This is a genomic window from Agrococcus sp. SCSIO52902 (genome assembly GCF_022983135.1).
GTDB classification, from domain to species: domain Bacteria; phylum Actinomycetota; class Actinomycetes; order Actinomycetales; family Microbacteriaceae; genus Agrococcus; species Agrococcus sediminis.
The window spans coordinates 536,152-554,352 of the sequence record NZ_CP095269.1; the positions used below are offsets into that span (position 1 = coordinate 536,152).

Annotated in this window: 19 protein-coding genes, 3 tRNA genes and 1 pseudogene; 4 read left to right on the forward strand and 19 right to left on the reverse strand. The window is 72.0% G+C overall.

Translation table 11 applies throughout. The features are described from left to right. Positions 1-38 precede the first annotated feature (38 nt). The 4 genes and pseudogenes from rplK to MU522_RS02605 form a co-directional block, all read right to left on the reverse strand. Positions 39-470, reverse strand: coding sequence for a 50S ribosomal protein L11 (rplK, locus tag MU522_RS02590; RefSeq protein WP_128188377.1), 432 nt, complete (start codon positions 468-470; stop codon positions 39-41). Positions 471-545: 75 nt separating this feature from the next. After that, positions 546-1,160 (reverse strand): annotated as a pseudogene (gene nusG, locus MU522_RS02595) (transcription termination/antitermination protein NusG); the annotation flags it as partial. A gap of 110 nt (positions 1,161-1,270) precedes the next feature. Continuing rightward, a complete protein-coding gene (secE, locus tag MU522_RS02600) occupies positions 1,271-1,540 on the reverse strand; it encodes a preprotein translocase subunit SecE (protein WP_128188379.1) in 270 nt (89 codons plus the stop codon). A gap of 68 nt (positions 1,541-1,608) precedes the next feature. Further along, positions 1,609-1,681: transfer RNA gene (locus tag MU522_RS02605), tRNA-Trp, on the reverse strand. 149 nt (positions 1,682-1,830) lie between these two features. Here MU522_RS02605 and MU522_RS02610 point away from each other — a divergent pair. From MU522_RS02610 to MU522_RS02620, 3 genes are all read left to right on the forward strand, one after another. Next, positions 1,831-3,024, forward strand: coding sequence for a pyridoxal phosphate-dependent aminotransferase (locus MU522_RS02610; RefSeq protein ID WP_246992262.1), 1,194 nt, complete (start codon positions 1,831-1,833; stop codon positions 3,022-3,024). Positions 3,025-3,114: 90 nt separating this feature from the next. Further along, on the forward strand, positions 3,115-3,969 hold the full coding sequence (locus tag MU522_RS02615; protein ID WP_246992264.1) for an ABC transporter ATP-binding protein: 855 nt from the start codon (positions 3,115-3,117) through the stop codon (positions 3,967-3,969). Then, positions 3,966-4,814 carry an ABC transporter permease gene (locus MU522_RS02620; RefSeq protein WP_246992266.1) on the forward strand — a complete coding sequence of 283 codons (849 nt, stop codon included), beginning with the start codon at positions 3,966-3,968 and terminating at the stop codon, positions 4,812-4,814. Before MU522_RS02615 ends, MU522_RS02620 begins: the two co-directional genes overlap by 4 nt. 24 nt (positions 4,815-4,838) lie before the next feature. On the opposite strand, the gene MU522_RS02625 is transcribed toward MU522_RS02620, so the two are convergent. Genes MU522_RS02625 through MU522_RS02650 form a run of 6 tightly spaced genes read right to left on the reverse strand, consistent with a single transcriptional unit; the run spans position 4,839 to position 8,828 of the window. Beyond that, positions 4,839-5,306 carry an SRPBCC domain-containing protein gene (locus MU522_RS02625; protein ID WP_246992268.1) on the reverse strand — a complete coding sequence of 156 codons (468 nt, stop codon included), beginning with the start codon at positions 5,304-5,306 and terminating at the stop codon, positions 4,839-4,841. 51 nt (positions 5,307-5,357) lie between these two features. Beyond that, positions 5,358-5,783, reverse strand: a complete 426-nt coding sequence (locus tag MU522_RS02630; RefSeq protein WP_246992269.1) for a VOC family protein — start codon at positions 5,781-5,783, stop codon at positions 5,358-5,360. A 38-nt stretch (positions 5,784-5,821) separates the two neighbouring features. Continuing rightward, positions 5,822-6,967 (reverse strand): UDP-N-acetylmuramate dehydrogenase, encoded by a 1,146-nt coding sequence (locus tag MU522_RS02635; RefSeq protein ID WP_246992270.1) that lies wholly within the window; start codon positions 6,965-6,967, stop codon positions 5,822-5,824. Next, positions 6,964-7,368 (reverse strand): MaoC/PaaZ C-terminal domain-containing protein, encoded by a 405-nt coding sequence (locus MU522_RS02640; RefSeq protein ID WP_146358114.1) that lies wholly within the window; start codon positions 7,366-7,368, stop codon positions 6,964-6,966. Before MU522_RS02640 ends, MU522_RS02635 begins: the two co-directional genes overlap by 4 nt. A 2-nt stretch (positions 7,369-7,370) precedes the next feature. Further along, a complete protein-coding gene (locus MU522_RS02645) occupies positions 7,371-7,814 on the reverse strand; it encodes a MaoC family dehydratase N-terminal domain-containing protein (RefSeq protein ID WP_246992272.1) in 444 nt (147 codons plus the stop codon). 9 nt (positions 7,815-7,823) lie between these two features. After that, complete coding sequence (locus tag MU522_RS02650; RefSeq protein WP_246992274.1) at positions 7,824-8,828, reverse strand: homocysteine S-methyltransferase family protein; 1,005 nt, start codon at positions 8,826-8,828, stop codon at positions 7,824-7,826. Between the two features lie 77 nt (positions 8,829-8,905). On the opposite strand from MU522_RS02650, the gene MU522_RS02655 reads away from it, so the two are divergent. Then, positions 8,906-9,565 (forward strand): TetR/AcrR family transcriptional regulator, encoded by a 660-nt coding sequence (locus tag MU522_RS02655; RefSeq protein ID WP_246992276.1) that lies wholly within the window; start codon positions 8,906-8,908, stop codon positions 9,563-9,565. On the opposite strand, the gene MU522_RS02660 is transcribed toward MU522_RS02655, so the two are convergent. The 9 genes from MU522_RS02660 to MU522_RS02700 all read right to left on the reverse strand — a co-directional run bounded on the left by MU522_RS02660 (position 9,528) and on the right by MU522_RS02700 (position 18,075). Beyond that, positions 9,528-10,112, reverse strand: coding sequence for a hypothetical protein (locus MU522_RS02660; protein WP_128188389.1), 585 nt, complete (start codon positions 10,110-10,112; stop codon positions 9,528-9,530). The two genes, MU522_RS02655 and MU522_RS02660, sit on opposite strands and share 38 nt — an antisense overlap. Positions 10,113-10,192: 80 nt before the next feature. Next, positions 10,193-10,266, reverse strand: a tRNA-Met gene (locus MU522_RS02665). Between the two features lie 38 nt (positions 10,267-10,304). Next, positions 10,305-10,376: transfer RNA gene (locus MU522_RS02670), tRNA-Thr, on the reverse strand. A 78-nt stretch (positions 10,377-10,454) separates the two neighbouring features. Further along, on the reverse strand, positions 10,455-12,425 hold the full coding sequence (locus tag MU522_RS02675) for a glycoside hydrolase family 13 protein (protein ID WP_246992278.1): 1,971 nt from the start codon (positions 12,423-12,425) through the stop codon (positions 10,455-10,457). Positions 12,426-12,511: 86 nt separating this feature from the next. Next, on the reverse strand, positions 12,512-12,640 hold the full coding sequence (locus MU522_RS02680; RefSeq protein WP_246992281.1) for a methionine/alanine import family NSS transporter small subunit: 129 nt from the start codon (positions 12,638-12,640) through the stop codon (positions 12,512-12,514). After that, the gene (locus MU522_RS02685) at positions 12,637-14,169 is read right to left on the reverse strand and encodes a sodium-dependent transporter (RefSeq protein ID WP_246992283.1); all 1,533 of its coding nucleotides are present in this window, start codon (positions 14,167-14,169) and stop codon (positions 12,637-12,639) included. Before MU522_RS02685 ends, MU522_RS02680 begins: the two co-directional genes overlap by 4 nt. A 39-nt stretch (positions 14,170-14,208) precedes the next feature. Further along, the gene (locus tag MU522_RS02690; protein ID WP_246993408.1) at positions 14,209-15,063 is read right to left on the reverse strand and encodes a sugar ABC transporter permease; all 855 of its coding nucleotides are present in this window, start codon (positions 15,061-15,063) and stop codon (positions 14,209-14,211) included. 62 nt (positions 15,064-15,125) lie between these two features. Next, complete coding sequence (locus tag MU522_RS02695) at positions 15,126-16,724, reverse strand: ABC transporter permease subunit (RefSeq protein ID WP_225792872.1); 1,599 nt, start codon at positions 16,722-16,724, stop codon at positions 15,126-15,128. 88 nt (positions 16,725-16,812) lie between these two features. Then, on the reverse strand, positions 16,813-18,075 hold the full coding sequence (locus MU522_RS02700) for a maltose ABC transporter substrate-binding protein (RefSeq protein WP_246992285.1): 1,263 nt from the start codon (positions 18,073-18,075) through the stop codon (positions 16,813-16,815). Positions 18,076-18,201 lie beyond the last annotated feature (126 nt).

Sequence of the window (18,201 nt, forward strand, 5' to 3'; positions counted from 1 at the left end):
CGGCGCTCCCACTGGTGAGCCGAGCGGCTCGGTCGAGGTCAGCCCTCGACGGTGATGCCCATGGAGCGGGCGGTGCCGGCGACGATCTTCTTCGCGCCCTCGATGTCGTTCGCGTTGAGGTCGGGCAGCTTCTGCTGCGCGATCTCCTCGACCTGCGCCATCGTGAGCTTGCCGACCTTCGTCGTGTGCGGGACGCCGGAGCCCTTCTTGACGCCTGCGGCCTTCTTGATGAGCTCTGCGGCCGGCGGGGTCTTGAGCACGAAGTCGAACGAGCGGTCCTCGTAGACGGTGATCTCGACCGGGATGACGTTGCCGCGCTGGTTCTCCGTCGCAGCGTTGTACGCCTTGCAGAACTCCATGATGTTGACGCCGTGCTGGCCGAGCGCCGGACCGACCGGCGGCGCGGGGTTGGCGGCGCCGGCCTGGATCTGCAGCTTGATCAGACCCGTGACCTTCTTCTTGGGTGCCATGTCTCTTCCTTCTTGGTGTGTCGCGGCCGCGCGTCCACCGACGCGCGGGACCGCATCCAGCCCTCTTGAGAGGGACTAGAGCTTGCTGACCTGACCGAAGCCGAGCTCGACCGGAGTCTCGCGCTCGAACAGGCTGACGAGCACGGTGAGCTTGCGGCTCGCCGGCTGGATCTCGCTGATCGTGCCGGGGAAGCCCGCGAACGAGCCCTCGGTGATCGTGATGGTCTCGCCCACCTCGAAGTCGACCTCGACCGCGACCTGGCTGGGCTGCTGCGAGGGCGCCGACTTCTGCTGCTCGGCGAGCTGCTCGTCGGCGATCGGCTTCAGCATCGTGAAGGCCTCGTCGAAGCGCAGCGGGGCGGGGTTGTGGGCGTTGCCGACGAAGCCGGTGACGCCGGGCGTGTGGCGGACGACCGACCAGGTGTCCTCGTCGAGCTCCATGCGCACGAGCACGTAGCCGGGGACGCGCACGCGGTTGGCGCGCTTCGCCTGGCCGTTCTTCGTCTCGAGCACGTCCTCCGTGGGGACCTGGATCTCGTAGATGCCGTCGACCTGCATGTTCTCGGCACGCGAGGCGATGTTGGCCTTGACCTTCTTCTCGTAGCCGGCGTACGAGTGGATGACGTACCAGCGGCCGGGCTTCAGGCGCAGCTCGCGCTTGAACTCCTCGTACGGGTCGGCCTCCGGCTCGGCCGGCTTCTCGTCGGCAGGGACGAGGTCGTCGAGCGCCTTGTTCAGCTCGATGTCGAGGTCGTTGACGTCAGACACAGTCCACCTTCTCCTTCACGTCTCGGTCGGGCTCAGCCCGCGAGGCCGAACGGCGGGATGTCACCGAAGATCCACCCGGCCAGGCCGTAGAACACGGTGTCGAAGGCGACCACCAGCAGCATCATCAGCACGACGAACACCAGCACGACGAGCGTGTAGCGGACCAGCTCCTTGCGGGTCGGGGTGACGACCTTGCGGAGCTCGACCAGGACTTCCTTGAGGAAGGTCCACAGGCGCACGAACGGGTTGCGAGACGCACCCTCGCGCGTGCGGGGTGCCTCCTCGATCGCGTTCTCAGCCACGGTGACCCTTCGTTCGTTCGGCCCGGCGAATGCCGAGGCCCATCAGGCGCCCTCGCGGGCGCCTCGAGCAGGGCGGACAGGACTCGAACCTGCAACCTGCGGTTTTGGAGACCGCTGCGCTACCAATTGCGCCACCGCCCTGGGCGGGTGGAGTGCCATGCGCGCCGGCCCCGGCAAGGGCATGCGACATCATGGCGGTCGTCAACCACCAAGGGAACAGCATACGGGGACGGGGCCCGTGCTGTCCACTTCGCCGCCCGGCGCACGCGCGCCGCCGTAGGCTTGGTGCCGTGAACCGCATCGCCGCGCGCATCGCCGCCATCAACGAATCCGCGACCCTGAAGGTCGACGCGAAGGCCAAGGCGCTCAAGGCCGCCGGCCGCGACGTGATCTCCTACGCCGCGGGCGAGCCCGACTTCGCCACGCCCCCGAACATCGTCGAGGCCGCGCAGCGCGCGCTCGCCGACCCGAGGAACTACCGGTACACGCCGGCGCCCGGCCTGCCGGAGCTGCGCGAGGCGATCGCCGCGAAGACCGCGCGCGACTCGGGCCTCGAGGTCGAGGCGAGCCAGACGCTCGTCACGAACGGCGGCAAGCAGTCGGTCTACCAGGCGTTCCAGACGATCCTCGACCCGGGCGACGAGGTGCTCGTGCCGACCCCGTACTGGACGACGTATCCCGAGGCGATCGCCCTCACCGGCGGCGTGCAGGTCGACGTCTTCGCCGGCGCCGACCAGGGCTACCTCGTCACCGTCGACCAGCTCGAGGCCGCCCGCACGGGCCACACCAAGGCGCTGCTCATGGTGAGCCCCTCGAACCCGACGGGCGCGGTCTACCCTCCCGAGCGCATCCGCGAGATCGCCGAGTGGGCCGACGCCAACGGGCTGTGGGTCATCAGCGACGAGATCTACCAGAACCTCGTCTACGACGGCGAGCGCGCTGTCTCGGTCGTCGAGGCCGTGCCGGCGCTCGCCGACCGCACGATCCTCGTGAACGGCGTCGCGAAGACCTACGCCATGACCGGCTGGCGCGTGGGCTGGATGGTGGGCCCGGCCGACGTCATCAAGGCCGCCGGCAACCTGCAGTCGCACCTGACGAGCAACGTCAACAACGTCGCGCAGCGCGGGGCGCTCGAGGCGCTCACCGGCCCGCAGGACGCGGTCGCCGACATGCTCGCCGCCTTCGACCGCCGCCGCCAGACGATCGTCCGCGAGCTCTCGCGCATCCCCGGCGTCTCGGTGCCGACGCCGAAGGGCGCGTTCTACGCGTACGCGGATGTCTCGGGCCTGCTGGGCAGGGAGTGGGGCGGCACGACGCCCACGACGAGCCTCGAGCTCGCCGGCCTCATGCTCGAGCAGGCGGATGTCGCCGCCGTGCCGGGCGAGGCGTTCGGGCCCTCGGGCTACCTGCGCTTCTCGTACGCGCTCGGCGACGACGCGCTGCTCGAGGGCGTGCAGCGGCTGCAGCGGCTCTTCGGCGCCTGACCCGGCGCCTGGCCCCCGGACGCCCGACGCCCGGCACCGCTCCGCCGATCGGGGGATGACGGCGCGATCGAACAGGGCCAGCCTGGAGCCATGCAGCACGCACCAGCGGTCGTCGCGGCCGGCCTGACCAAGCGCTACGGCGCGCGCACCGTCGTCGACGACGTCTCGTTCGAGATCGCCGAGGGCGAGACCTTCGCGCTGCTCGGCCCGAACGGCGCCGGCAAGTCGACGACCGTCGAGATGCTCGAGGGCTTCCGCGTGCCCACCTCCGGCACCGCCCGCGTGCTCGGCGCCGACCCGCAGCGCGCCGATCGCGACTGGCGCAGCCGCATCGGCGTCGTGCTGCAGTCGACCGGGCAGGCGGGCGCGCTCACGGTGCGCGAGATGCTCACCCACCTCGCGCGCGTGTTCCCGAACGCCCGCGACGTCGACGAGACGATCGAGGCGGTGGGGCTCGCCGAGCACGCGTCGCGGCGCATCGGCAAGCTCTCGGGCGGCCAGCAGCGCCGCGTCGACGTGGCGCTCGGCGTCATCGGCCGGCCCGAGGTGCTCTTCCTCGACGAGCCCACCACCGGCTTCGACCCGCAGGCCCGCCGCGCCTTCTGGCAGCTCATCCGCGACGTCGCGGCCGACGGCACCACGATCCTGCTCACGACCCACTACCTCGAGGAGGCCGAGCAGCTCGCGCATCGCGCCGGCATCATCGCCGACGGCCGGCTGCTCGCGCTCGACGAGGTCGACCGCATCGGCGGCGCCGAGTCGCGCACCCCCGTCGTGCGGTGGACGGATGCGTCGGGCCGCCACGAGGTGCGCACGCGCGAGCCGGCGTCGGTGGTGCGGTCGCTCCCCGGCGAGCCGACCGACCTCGAGGTCATCCGCCCCTCGCTCGAGGACGTCTACCTGAGCCTCATCGGCTCCGTCGAGGCCGAGGAGGCCGCAGCATGACCGCCAGCGCCCCCGCCCCGCCGCGCCGGGGCATCCGCCCCGGTCACGTGCTGCGGTGCGCCGCCGACCGCGTGCGCATCGAGCTGCTGCAGTACTTCCGCCGCAGCGACGCGCTGGTCTTCACGTTCCTGTTCCCCGTGCTGCTCTTCGCGATCTTCGCGAGCGCGTTCGGCGCCCTGCCGCCGATGATCGAGCTCGAGGGCCAGCAGGTCACGCAGCCGCAGTACTACCTGCCCGCGATGCTCGCCGCGGGCGTGTTCCTCTCGGGCGTGCAGAACCTCGGCATCGAGATCGCCGTCGAGCGCAACGACGGCACGCTGCAGCGGCTCGCCGCGACGCCGCTGCCGGTGCTGTCGTACTTCCTCGGCAAGCTCGGGCAGCTGCTCGTGACGTCGCTCGCGCAGGCGGGGCTGCTGCTCGCGGTCGCGGTGGGCGTGTTCGGCATCGAGCTGCCCACCGAGCCGGAGCGCTGGCTGACGCTCGCCTGGGTCTTCTTCGCCGCGCTCATCTGCTTCGCGGTGCTGGGCGTCGTGATCGCCCAGATCCCCCGCACCGTCAACAGCGCATCCGCCGTGGTGATCCCGCTCGCGCTGCTGCTGCAGTTCATCTCGGGCATCTACCTCGCCTTCCCGGCGCTGCCGGAGTGGCTGCAGACGATCGCGAACCTGTTCCCGCTCGCGTGGGTCGGGCACGGCATGCGCTACGCGCTGCTGCCCGACATCGGCCGGTACATGGAGGTCGGCGAGGCGTGGAACCTGCCGATGGTCGCCCTCGTGCTCGGCATCTGGGCGGTCGTCGGCACGGTCGTCGCCGCCGTCACCTTCCGCTGGATCCGGCGCAGCTGAGGCTGCGCCGGGCCGCCGGCGCGGCTAGATGTGCTGCGCGTACGACTTGTAGCGCTGCAGCAGGGCTTCCCAGTCGAGGTGGCCCGCGCGGTCGCCCGCGTTGCTCTCGTTCCAGCCGTGGTGCGAGAAGCGCACGTGCGTGCCGCCGTGCGGCAGGTCGGCGAACTCGACCGTGACGGTGGTGTGGTCGCCCTCGTGGAACAGGTGGAACGTGTGCTCGAAGCGCTCGCCGGGGACGGCATCCGTGACCGTGCCCCACTCGCGCTCGCGGCCGTCGCGGTTGCGCTCGACGATGCGGCCGCCGACGTGCGGGTCGACCTCGATGTGGTCGAGGCCAGAGCCGCTCGTGGTCCAGCCCGGGTGCCACCAGTCGGTCATGCCGTGCACGTAGGCGTCCCAGGCTCTGGCCCGGCTCACCGCCACGTCGAGCTCGTGCTCGATCGGTGCCGTGCCGTGCCCTGCCGCGGGCTGCGCGACGTCGTGCTCATCCATGCTGTCCCCCACCGTGTCGACTCTCGACTCTCGCACGTGGCGGGCGGCCGATCAAGCGAGCGGGACGAAGCGCTCCTCGCCGTCGAGCTCCTCGAAGAGGGTCAGGGTGAGGTCGGCGGGCGCCGCGAGCCGCGCGTTCAGCGAGCGCCACGGCGTCTCGACGGGCTCCGCCACGACAGTGGCGCCGGCGCCCTCGAGCCGCCGGGTGGCGCCCTCCGCGTCGGCGACCTCGAAGGCGACGCGGATGCGGGGGCTCGGCCGGCCGCCGGCCTCGATGCGGTCGATCATGCGCTTCTGCGCGGGGTTGGCGAGCTCGAGCGTGGCCCGGCCCGCGTCGAGGATCGCGACGCGCGCGTCGCCGTCGCCCTCGAAGGCGGCGAGCTCGGGCAGGCCGAGCGCGTCGCGGTAGAACGCGAGCGCGGCCTCGAAGTCCTCGGCCTCGACGACGAGGCGCAGCTGCACGGGTGCATCGGTCATGCCGGGTGCAACGCCCGCGCGCGAGCGCCATTCCGCCGTCAGAGCGTCAGCCCCACCATCACGGGCTCGGGCACGAGGTGCACGCCGAACTGGTTCTCGACGCGCGCCTGCACGAAGCGGGCGAGCTCGGCGATCTCCTCGCCGGTCGCGCCGCCGCGGTTCGTGAGCGCGAGCGTGTGCTTCGACGAGATCGCCGCGCGCGATCCGGGCAGCGAGAAGCCGCGCGAGATGCCGGAGTGCTCGATGAGCCAGGCGGCCGAGAGCTTCACGCGAGGCACGGGCCGCTCGAGCGACGGCACGGGCGTGTCGGGGTCGAGCGGCAGCACGGTGGCCTGCGGCTCGGGCGAGACCGACCAGCTCGGCAGCTCCTTCGGCAGCTGCGAGGCGAAGCGGGCCGAGACGATGGGGTTGGTGAAGAACGAGCCGGCGCTCACGGAGTCGGGGTCCTCCGAGAGCACCATGCCCTTCGAGCCGCGGAGCGCCAGCACCGAGTCGCGCACGTCGGTGAGCGGCACGCGCGTGCCGAGCTCGACGCCGAGCGCCGTCGCGAGCTGCTGGTAGGCCACCGGCTGGCTGCGGCCGTCGGGCGAGCGGCGCAGGCGCAGGTCGACCGACAGCACGACGCCCTGCAGGATGCCGCGCTTGATGGCGGAGTCGCGGTAGCCGAGCCGCAGCTCGGAGGCCGGCACCTCGCGCAGCTCGAGCGTCTCGGCCTCGAGCAGCTCGATGCCGACGAGCGTCGAGGCGATCTCCTGCCCGTAGGCGCCGATGTTCTGGATCGGGGCTGCGCCCGTCGACCCGGGGATGCCGCTCAGCGCCTCGATGCCGGTGAGGCCGTCTGCGACCGCGCGCGCGACGACCTCGTCCCACGGCTCCCCCGCCTCGATGCGCAGCACGACCGAGTCGTCGACGGGCGGCTCCTCGCCGGCCGGGCGGTGCGGCGTCGGTGCCGCGGGCAGCGTGCGGATGCCGCGGGTCGCGACCCGGAGCACGGTGCCCTCGAAGGGCTCGGACGACGCGACCGTGTTGGAGCCGCCGCCGAGCAGCAGCAGCGGCTCGTGGTCGTCGGCGAGCGCCTCGGCGTAGGCCGCCGCGACCTCCTCGCGCGTCGCCGCGTCGATCCAGCGCTGCGCCTCGCCGCCGACCCGCATGGTGGTCGCCTCGGCGAGCGTGCGGCTGCTCATCGGTCCGTCGCCACGACGACCTGCGCCTTGCCGAGCACCGTGCGGCCCTCGGCCGTCACCGTGAGGTCGATGCGCGCCGTGCCCTCGCCGAGCTGGCCGACCGCGGCGACGACGTGCAGCTGCGCGCCCGCCTCCGGGTCGACGACCACCGGCCGGGTGAAGCGCACCTGGTAGTCGAGGATGCGCGCGGGGCCGGCCCAGTCGACGACCGGCTGCACCGCCGCGCCCATCGTCAGCATCCCGTGCGCGAGCACGCCCGGCAGCCCGACGGCGGCGGCGACGTCGTCGCGGTAGTGGATGGGGTTGAAGTCGCCGGAGGCGCCCGCGTAGCGCACGAGCGAGTCGCGGGTGAGGTGCAGGTCGCGCTCGGCGACGACCTGCCCGATCTCGAGCTGCTCCATCGTCACTCCCCCCGCACCACGAGCGTCGACGTGGCCGTGACCACGTGCCGGCCCCGCGCATCCGTGATGACGCTCTCGCTCGTCACCATGTCGTTGCCGCCGAGCGACTTCACGCTCGTGACGGTGAGCTGCGCCGTGAGCTCGTCGCCGGCCACGATCGGCCGCGACGCGGTGAAGCGCTGGTCGCCGTGCACGACGCGCGTGAAGTCGACGCCGGCGCTGTCGTCGTCGAGCAGCTGCCGCAGGGTGAGCTCCTGGATGACGATCGGGAACGTGGGCGGCGCGACGACGTCGGCGTGCCCGGCGGCGCGGGCGGCCTCGACGTCGAGGTGCTCGGGGTGCTCGGCCTGCACGGCGCGCGCGAACTCGCGCACCTTCTCGCGGCCGACCAGGTAGGGGGCCGTGGGCGGGTACTGCCTGCCCTGGATCTCGGGGTTCACTGGCACCCGGCCAGTCTAGGCAGAGCGGCGCTCCTCCCAGAGGGCCGCGACGTGGCTCGCGTCGGTGCCGCAGCAGCCGCCGATCACCGACAGCCCCGGCAGGCGCTCGCGGAGCGCGTCGTGCCCGCGCCGCAGCTCGTCGATGTCGCCGGCGTCGAGGCGGGTCGCGCGGTCGAGCTCGGCGTGGGTGCGGCTCGACGCGTTGCACCGCACGCTCGCGATGCGTCCGAGCCAGGCGCCGCCCTCCCCCAGCCCGCGGAGGACGTGCTGCGGATGCGCGCAGTTGACCATGTAGTGCACGGTGTCGGTCTCGGCGTCGACGAGCTCGATCGCCTCGCGCAGCGGCATGCCGCCGCGGAGCCGGCCGTCCTCCTCCACCGTGAAGCCGATGACCGCCGGCAGCCCGTGGAAGAAGGCCGCGCGGGCGATGCCGATCGCCTCGCCGGGGTCGGAGAGCGTGAAGCCCGTCACGAGGTGCGCGCCGCCCTCGGCGAAGGCGCCGATCTGCGGCTCGTGGTACGTGTGCGCGTCGTCGGGGTCGACGGGCGGGATGTCGGCGTACGCGTCGGCGCGCGGGCCGATCGCGCCGCTGACGAGCACGTCGCGGATGTCGGCGTAGCGCTCGCGCAGCGCCAGCAGGTGGTGCACCGCCAGCACGTTGACGTCGTAGAGCGCGCGCCGGTCGTCGCCGAGCCGGGCGCCCCAGTCGGCGCTCGCCCGCCAGGTGGGCGTCTCGAGCAGGAGCCCAGCCCCGTGGGCCCGTGCCACCGCGGCGTAGCCGTCGTAGTAGTCGTCGAGCACCGCGCGCCCGCGCTCGGTGCGCAGCAGCGGGTAGGCCGCGAACTCGCGCAGCCGCTCGCCGCGGTTGTAGATGAGGTCGGTCTCGAGCCCGCCGTCGGTGACGAACGGATGCGCCGGGCTCGGCCAGGCGAGGCCGGTGCGCACGGGCACGCGGTGGTGGTGGTGCGAGGGCTTCGCGGCGATGGTGGGAGCCATGGACCGGCGCGCGAGCTCGGCCATCGGCGGCCTCCTCGGTCGACAGGTGCGAGCGGGCTCGCCCGCGGGTAGCAGACTACTCGGTCTGGTACCGTCCGTCCATGCCTCGGGACGGCTCCTCCAACCGCCAGCGCATCCTCGACGCCGCCGAGCGGCTCGTGCTGCGCCGCGGCTTCTCCGGCACCGCGCTCGACGAGGTGATCGGCGCGGCCGGCACCAGCAAGGGCGCGTTCTTCCACCACTTCCCTTCGAAGCGGGAGCTCGCGCGCACGCTGCTCGACCGCCACGCCGACCACCTCGTCGCCCTGCTGCTGCGCGCCCACGACCGCACCGCATCCGTCGACGATCCCGTGGAGCGCGTGGACGCGTTCCTCGCGGAGCTCGAGCGCGCCGCAGCGCGCCCGGGCTCGCTCGCCGCGTCGGCGCTCGCCGAGCACGAGCTGCTGGGCGCCGCGGCGGTCGCGCCCGTGCAGCGCGCCGCCGAGGCTTCCCGCGCGGTCGTGCTCGGGCTGCTGCGCGCGGCGGCGGCCGCACGCCCGGCGGCGCAGCTCGATGCGGAGGCATGGGCCGACCACGTGTTCGTGACCCTCGAGGGCGCGCAGCTCCTGGCGCGCGCCACCGGCGGCACGGAGCACCTGCGCGCACAGCTCGGTGTGCTGCGCACTGCCGTCGCCGCGGTGCTCGCGACCGGGCCGTCGGCGCCCGGGGGCGTCGCGGAGGAGCTCAGCGCGCGAAGAGCGAGCGGGCGAGCGGCGCCGTGAGCGCCGCGACCGTCACCGCCATGAGCGCGCCCGCCACGACGTAGAGCGCGACCACGAGCAGCACCGGGCTCGACTCGTCCACGAACGGCGACGGCGCCGCGGTCCACAGGATGGCCACGAGCCAGGCGCCCATGCTGACCGGCACCCACCGGCCCGCGCCGGGGCGGCGCAGCACGAGCCACTGCGCGACCGGGATGGTCGCGAGCAGCACGACGCCGCCCACGACCAGCAGCACGACCGTCCACGGCCCCTCCGGCAGCCCCACCGTGCTCGGCAGCATGCCGAGCAGCCACGCGAGCGACGCTGCCGCCGCGGTCGCGCCGACCCAGGCGGCCCGTCGCGGCCGGTCGCGCTCCATCGCCGCGTGCTGGCCGGTCGCGAGCGCCGCGCCCTCGACCGCGCCCGCGGCGACGAGCAGCACCAGCCGCTCGGCGTCGCCGAGGCGCAGCGCCTCGGCGAGCACGCCCGCGGCGGCCGCGACCGCGAAGCCGCAGGCCTCGCCGATCGAGACCCAGGCGATCCACCGTCGCACGAAGCGCGAGCGCATGCCCCGAGGCTAGCCAGCGAGCGGCGCCGGGGACAGCGAAGGGGACCGGGCCGATGGCCCGATCCCCTGCCGACTGGCGGTAGCGAGGGCGGGGTTCGAACCCGCGACCTCACGATTATGAGTCGTGCGCTCTCACCAACTGAGCTACCCCGCCAGGACGCCCACCCAAGCACGAAGCATCAAGCGAACGCGAGCCCCGAGCGAGGATTGAACTCGCGACCCCTTCCTTACCATGGAAGTGCTCTACCACTGAGCTATCGGGGCGCTGCCTCGTAGGCAACCGGAAAATCATAGCACCGCGCGCGGGCCCCTCGACACCTGCCGGGGCCGGGCCGGCGCCGGTCAGTCCTCGTGCAGCGTGTCCTTGCTCCAGGCGGCGGTGAGCGTCGGCGCGGCCGGCTCGCCGTGCGCGAGCGCGGCGTCCTGCGAGGCGTTCTCGTCGAGCAGCGCCAGCAGCTCCCGCTCCTCCTCGTCGTCGGTGCGCGGCACCTCGACACCCGGGAGCGACCACGCGGCGAACGAGGGCCCGGAGCCGGTGAGGCGCAGGCCGCCGAAGCCGAAGGTGCTCGCTCCGCCGTCGCCGAACAGCGGCGCCGGCTCGCCCTCGAGGCTCAGCACGCCCTCCTCGACGACCACGTCGTAGAAGCCGCGCGCGGCGACGCACAGCACGCTCGACTCGGCGCTCTCGCGCACCCAGACGAGCACCTCCTCGCCCACGTGGACCCAGCGCATCCCCCCGCCCCGCAGCGCCGGCTGGTCGGCGCGCAGCGCGAGCAGCTCGCGGTGCAGGGCGATCGTGCCGGCGTGCTCGTCGAGCGTCGCCCAGGGCATCGGGGTGCGGGAGTCCTCGCCGTTGACGCCGGTGAGGCCCAGCTCGTCGCCGGCCCACACCACCGGGATGCCGGGCAGCGACACCGCCATGCCGAGCGCCACGGGCACGGCACCGGGGAGCGCGTTCCTCGCGAAGCGGGGCGTGTCGTGCGTGTCGAGCGCGTTCATGTTGTGCAGCCGCGTGCGCCACGGGATGCCCGCGACGAAGCGCTGGTGCTGCGCGTGCAGGTCGACGCCGGTGTACGACGGGATCACCGAGCGCGCCATGCCGAGGCCCCCGAACGCCGCGGAGCCCGGCACCGACAGCCAGCCCCACACGGGCCGCGTGAAGTTGGCGTAGGTCATCGCGCCGTGCCACGCGTCGCCCTGGAAGTCGTCGGTCGCGTCGTTCGTCGACTCGCCGAGCAGCAGGGTGTCGGGGTTGATGTCGAGCATCGTGCGCCGGATGATCTGGCGCACCTCGGCGTTGAGGTCGTCGCCCTCGTAGCGGCCGGTCATGTTGGCCACATCGATGCGCCACCCGTCGAGCGAGAACGGCGGGCGCAGCCACCGCCCCACCACCGAGTCGGGGCCCTCGATGAAGCGGTCGCGCAGCTCCTGGCTGTTCCAGTTGAGCTTCGGCAGCGAGGCGTGGCCGAGCCACGAGGCGTAGGTGCCGCCCTCGTGGAAGTAGTAGAACTCCCGCTCCGGCGCATCCTCCGACGCCGCGGCGGCGCGGAACCACGCGTGGGTGTCGCCCGTGTGGTTGCTGGTGAGGTCGCCCATCACCTTCAGGCCGCGCGCGTGGGCCGCCTCGACGAGCGAGACGAGCGCCTCGTCGCCGCCGAGCAGCGGGTCGACGACGTCGAAGGTGGATGCGTTGTACCGGTGGTTGGAGTCGCCCGGGAAGACGGGGGTCAGGTACAGCACCGTCGCGCCCAGGTCGACGAGGTGGTCGAGGTGCGCCTCGACGCCCGGCAGGTCGCCGCCGTAGAGCTGCTCGGAGACGCCCGGGCCGGAGCCGACCACCGGGTCGTCCCAGGCCGCCGCGACCGCCCACGCGGGCGTCGGGTGCTCGTCGGCCTGCGCCGAGCGCGCGAACCGGTCGGGGAACACCTGGTAGAGCACCGCATCCGTCGCCCACGCCGGCGGCGGCTCGTGCGCGACGAGCGCGAAGTCGGCGTCGTCGCGCGTCTCGATGCGGTGCACGCCCTCCTGGTTCATCCAGTCGGTCTGCCCCGACTGCCAGTGCACGAGCCAGCGGTAGCGGTGCACGGGGTTCGCGACCCGGATCTCGGCCTCCCACCAGTGGTAGGCGCCCGCGGTCCCGATGTGCACGGCCTTGTTGAAGAACGGCTCGCGGTCGGGGTTCGACCGCACGAGCACCTCGAGCGGCTCGTCGTGGGCGATCGGGATGCGCAGGCGCACCCGCACCGTGTCGCCGAGCGAGGGCGTCAGGGTCGAGACGTGGAGGGCGGAGCCGTCGTGGTGGGGCTGGAGCACCCGACCACGCTAGGGCACGCGTCGAGCTTCCCGAAACCGCGGGGTCTCGGCCCGGAGCCGCGGGGTTCGGGGAAGCTCGACCGGGCTCAGAGGTCGCGCCCCGAGTCGGCGGGCTCCTCGCCCTGGAAGCGGACGATGTTCACGATCGCCGCGGCGAGACCGCCCCACAGGACGACCATGGCCGCGACCATCATCACGAGCGCTCCGGCGGTCATCGGATCACCTCCTCGTCGTGCTCCGGCGCCTCGAGCGGCGTCGTCGCCTTCCACTTCGGGATGGAGAGCAGGATGCCCGCCACGAGCGCGGCGCCCGCGACTCCCCACCCGAACACGCCGAGCATCCACGCCGGGAAGCCGCCGTAGGGCTCGCCGATCGCGGTCACGAGCTCGAGCACGAGCATGACCGCGAGCAGCACCGGCGTGACGAACGTGACGAGCACGACCCACCAGCGGCCGAGGCGCACCGAGCCGTAGCGGCTCATGTGGTCGGCGAACCACGGCACGCGCCGCACCGCCCATGCCACGGCCAGCATGGCGACGAGCGCGACGAGCAGGATGCCGAAGCGGTTGATGAAGTAGTCGGCGATGTCGAGCACGAGGATGCCGCTCGTGGTCGTGAAGAGCAGGATGCTGATGGCCGCCATCGGCACGGTCACGGCGAGCGTCGCGGCGATGCGGCTCATCTCGAGCTTGTCGCGCACGGCCGAGATGACGACCTCGAGGATGCTCACGAGCGACGTGAAGCCGGCGAGCACGAGCGAGACGAAGAAGAGCACGCCGAGCAGCGCCCCGAACGGCGCCTCGGAGATGATCGCCGGGAAGGCGATGAAGGCGAGGCCGATGCCGCCGGCCACCACGTCGGCGACCGCCGCGCCCGACGCCTGCGCGAGGAAGCCGAGCGCCGCGAACACGCCGATGCCGGCGAGCAGCTCGAAGCCGGAGTTGGCGAAGCCGACGACGAAGCCGGAGCCCGTCATGTCGATCTTGCGGCCCACGTACGAGGCGTAGGTGATCATGATGCCGAAGCCGACCGAGAGCGAGAAGAAGATCTGGCCGAAGGCGCTCGCCCAGACGGCCGGATCGAGCAGCGCCGCCCAGTTGGGCTCGAAGAGGGTCTGGAGGCCGTCGATCGCGCCCGGGAGCGTGAGCGCCTGCACGACGAGCGCGCCGAAGGCGATCAGCAACACCGGGATGAAGATGACCGCGGTCGCGCCGATGCCCTTCTGGACGCCGAGCGCCATGACCGCGATGGCCACCGCCCAGATGATGACCATCGGGATGAGCACGGCCGGCACGAAGTCGAGCGTGACGCCCGTCTCGGCGGCCTGCAGGAAGTCGGCGAAGAAGAAGGTCTCGGGGTCGTCGCCCCACGCCTGCGTGAACGAGAAGCCGACGTACTGCACCGACCAGGCGAGGATCGCCGCGTAGTAGACCGAGATGACGACGCAGATGGCGACCTGCCACCAGCCGATGAACTCGAGCCGCCGCGACAGCCGCGCGAACGACAGCGGCGCCGAGCCGCGCTGCGAGTGGCCGATCGCGTAGTCGAGCAGGAGCAGCGGGATGCCGGCCACGAGCAGCGCCACGAGGTAGGGCAGGATGAACGCTCCGCCGCCGCCCTCGTAGGCCACGTAGGGGAAGCGCCAGATGTTGCCGAGCCCGACGGCGGAGCCGATCGCGGCCATGATGAAGACCGTCTTGTTCGAGAACCGGCCTCGGTCGATCGGCGCACGCGTCTGGGACATGCCCCTACCGTGCCACACCGCGGCGCGCCGCGGCACGCCCTACTTGACGGCGCCCGCGGTGAGGCCGCTGACGATGTACTTCTGCAGCCAGAGGAAGAGCACCATCACGGGGATGGCCGCGAGCACCGCGCCGGCCGCGAAGACCGGGTAGTTGGTGCTCGTCTCCTCCGAGACGTAGCGGAACAGGCCCACCGCGAGCGTCAGCTTGTCAGGGCTCGTGAGGATGACCGACGACAGCACGAAGTCGCTCGTCGTGCCGATGAACGACAGCAGGCCGATGACGGCGAGGATGGGCGCCACGAGTCGCAGGATGATCGTGAAGAAGATGCGGGCGTGGCCGGCACCGTCGAGCTTCGCCGCCTCGTCGATCGACGCGGGCACGGTGTTGAAGAAGCCGTACATCAGGTAGGTGTTCACGCCCAGCGCGCCGCCCAGGTAGACCATGATCAGGCCGATGAGCGAGTCGAGACCGATGGCGGGGAACACCTCGCCGATGCCGCGCATGAGCAGGTAGATCGCGACCACCGCGAGCAGCTGCGGGAACATCTGCACGATGATGAGCGCCAGCAGGCCCGGCCGCCTGCCGGTGAAGCGCATCCGGCTGAACGCGTAGGCGGCGAGCGCGCCGAGGAACACCGTGCCGATCGACGTCGCGAGCCCGACGATCATGGTGTTCGCGAACCAGGCGCCGTAGGGCCGGCGCGGATCGCTGAAGAGGTCGACGTAGTTCTGCACCGACAGCTCGCGGAACAGCACGTTCGAGCCGGTGAGCGTGCCGCCGGGGTTGAGGGATGCGCTCAGCACGTAGACGAGCGGGAAGGTCGCGAAGATGACCACCGCGATGCCGACGAGGTGCCGCCAGCCGAGCTCGCGCATCCACTTGCCGAACCGCATGCGGGGCTGCGGGACGGGGGTGCGCTCCTTCGGCGGGGCGACCGGGTTCGAGTCGATGCTCATCAGTTGAGATCCTCCAGCGCCTTGGTGCGACGGAACGCGATCGCGGAGACGGTCGCGACGACGATGAAGATGATGATCGAGAGCGCGGCCGCGAGGCCGTAGTCGCGGGTGCCGCCCTCGAACGCGGTCTTGTAGACGAGGGTGATGAGCAGGTCGGTGTGCCCGACGTTCTCCTCGATGCCCTGCATGCGCGGGCCGCCGCGCGTGAGCATGTAGATGGTGTTGAAGTTGTTGAAGTTGAACGCGAACGACGAGATCAGCAGCGGCGCCGTCGAGACGAGCAGCAGCGGGAACTTGATGCGGCCGAACACCTGCCAGCCCGTCGCGCCGTCGACCGCGGCCGCCTCGGTGAGCTCCTCCGGGATCGACTGCAGCGCGCCGAGGCAGATGAGGAACATGTAGGGGAAGCCGAGCCAGACGTTCACGACGATCATCGAGACCTTCGCGAGCCACGGATCGGTGAGCCACGGGATGTCGGCGGAGCCGAAGATGGCGTTGTTGACGAAGCCGAACTCGGTGTTGAGCAGGCCCAGCCACACGAGCGCGCCGAGGAACGACGGGAACGCGTACGGGAGGATCGACAGCACCCGGTAGACCTGCTTCGACCTCATGCGCGGGTCGTTGAGCGCGATCGCGAGGAAGAGGCCGAGGAAGAACGAGATGCCGACCGACAGGATCGCGAACGCGAACGTCCAGGCCATCACCGACAGCAGCGCACCGCCGTAGCGGGGGTTCTCGAACGGGTAGAGGAAGTTCTGGCCGCCGACGAAGATCTGCCAGCCGGTGCCGAGCTGCTGGCCGTCGGCGGACTCGAAGGCGCCGTTGCCCCGATCCTCGTAGACCGTGCCGGTGAGCGTGTCGGTCATGGTGCCGGCGGCCTCGTCGTAGACGAAGGTCGACTCGAAGACGTAGGCGTTCACCGCGTCGGTGGTGCGCAGGAAGCCGTCGGCGAGGTCGTCGGAGAGCGGCACCTGCAGCGCGGCGATCTCCTGCTGGCGCTGCAGGATGTCCTGCATGGCGAGGCTCGTCCAGCCCTCGACGGCGACGGCGCGCTCGCCCTCGAGCGTGACGGCGCCCGGGTCGACGGGCTCGAGCGGCTCCTCCTGGGTGCCGACGAGCACCTCGCCCTCGGGGGAGGTCGCGAGCAGGCCGAGTCCGCCCAGGCCGTCGACGACGGTGACGCGGTAGGCGGGCGAGCCCTCCACTCGCTGCGTGTTCTGCAGCACGATCGATGCGACGGCGTCCTCCTTGGTGGAGTTGTGGCCGTCGCCGTAGTTCGTGAAGGCGATGATCATCGAGTAGACGATCACGAAGATCTGGAAGATGCCGAGGAAGATGAGGCCCGGCGTGAGGTACTTCGCGGGCAGCAGGCCCGGGCTGAGGTAGATCCAGTTGACCAGCAGCGTGACGATGAGCACGATGCCGGCGACCGCGTAGTCGCCCTTGAAGAAGAGCGCCGACATCGCGAACACGGCGACGGCGTCGACGAGCGAGAGCAGCACGATCTTCACGGCGAGCACGCGCATGCTCGGCGGCTGGTGGTGGATGCCCCGCTTCGGGGCCTTCGCGGGCGCCTTCGGGGCGGACTTCGTCGTCACACGGATCTCCTCTGCGCCCCGGATGGGCGCGGCCGATGGGATGGGACGGCGGCCGGCCCCAGCAGGGCCGGCCGCCGCCATGAGGGGATCAGCCCTCCAGGCTGCCCTGGATCTTCTCCGCCATCGCGGTCCACAGCGCGGCGGGGTCGCCGCCCTGCTGCGCGATGATCTGCGCCTCGGTGGTGCCCCAGTCGGCCCACAGCGCGTCCATCTCGGGGATGTTCGGCATCGGGACGCCCTCGGCGCCGACGGCGCCGAACGCTGCGACGTCCTCGTTCGACTGCGCGGCCTCGAAGGCCGACGACAGCGCGGGGGCGCGCTGGCCCGACTCGAAGATGGCCGTCTGGGCCTCCTCGCCGGCGACGTACTCGGTGATGAACTGCGACGCGACGATCGGGTTGTTGGCGTAGGCCGAGACCATGAAGCCCTGCACGCCGACGAACGGCGTGGCGGGCTGCCCGCCGGCCGAGGGGATCTCGCTCACCGCGTACTCGATGCCCGCGTCCTGGAAGGTGCTGAGGTTCCACGGACCGGTGATCGTGTACGGCGAGGCACCGTTCGCGAACTGCTCCTTGGCGATGTCCTGCGAGATGTTCGGGTTGATGATGCCCTGCGCGCCCCACTCGCCGAGCGCGGTCGCGAACGCGACGTTGCCCTCGTTGCCGAGCTGCAGGTCGTCAGCGTTGTACGAGCCGTCCTCGTTGATGCCGAAGACGGGGCCGCCGAACGACGCCTGCATCGGGTACAGGTGGTACGGGTCGGCGTTGTTCGGGTCGATGCCGACGAGCAGCGGGAACTCCGCCTCGCCGGACTCCACCGCGGCCTGGCCGGTCGCGACGAGGTCGTCCCACGACGCGGGCGCCTCGGGCGCGAGGGCCGTGTTGCGCACGAGCGCGATGTTCTCGATCGAGACGGGCACGCCGTAGACGGAGCCCTCGTAGGTCATGGCCTGGATCGAGACCTCCTCGAAGTCGCCGGCGATCTCGCCGAGCTCGACCGGGGAGATGACGCCGTTCTGGACGAGCTTGCCGATCCAGTCGTGGGCGCCGAGGACCACGTCGGGGCCCTCGCCGGAGGGCGCCTGGGTCGTCAGGTCGTCGCGGATGGTGCCGAAGTCCTTGATGACGACCTCGACGGTCGTGCCGGTCTCCTCCTCGAACGTCGAGACGACGCCCTCGAGCGCCGCGGCGCGGTTCTCGTCCATCCAGACGACGAGCTCGCCGCCGCCCTGGGGCGCCGGGCTCTCGCTGCCGCCCTCCGTGGGGGCGGGGGTGCCGCCGCCGGCGCAGGCCGCGAGCGTGAGCGCGAGCGCTCCGACCCCGGCCGCCTTCATGAGGCCGCTGTGCTTCATGGTGCCTTCTTTCGCTTGTGGCCGACGTCACCCGGTCATGCAAGCCGAGGGCGGCGCGCTCGGCGCAATCGTTGGCAAGTCGTGACCTTCGCCACCCGGGTGAGCCCGAGGGCGCCCTCCCCTAGC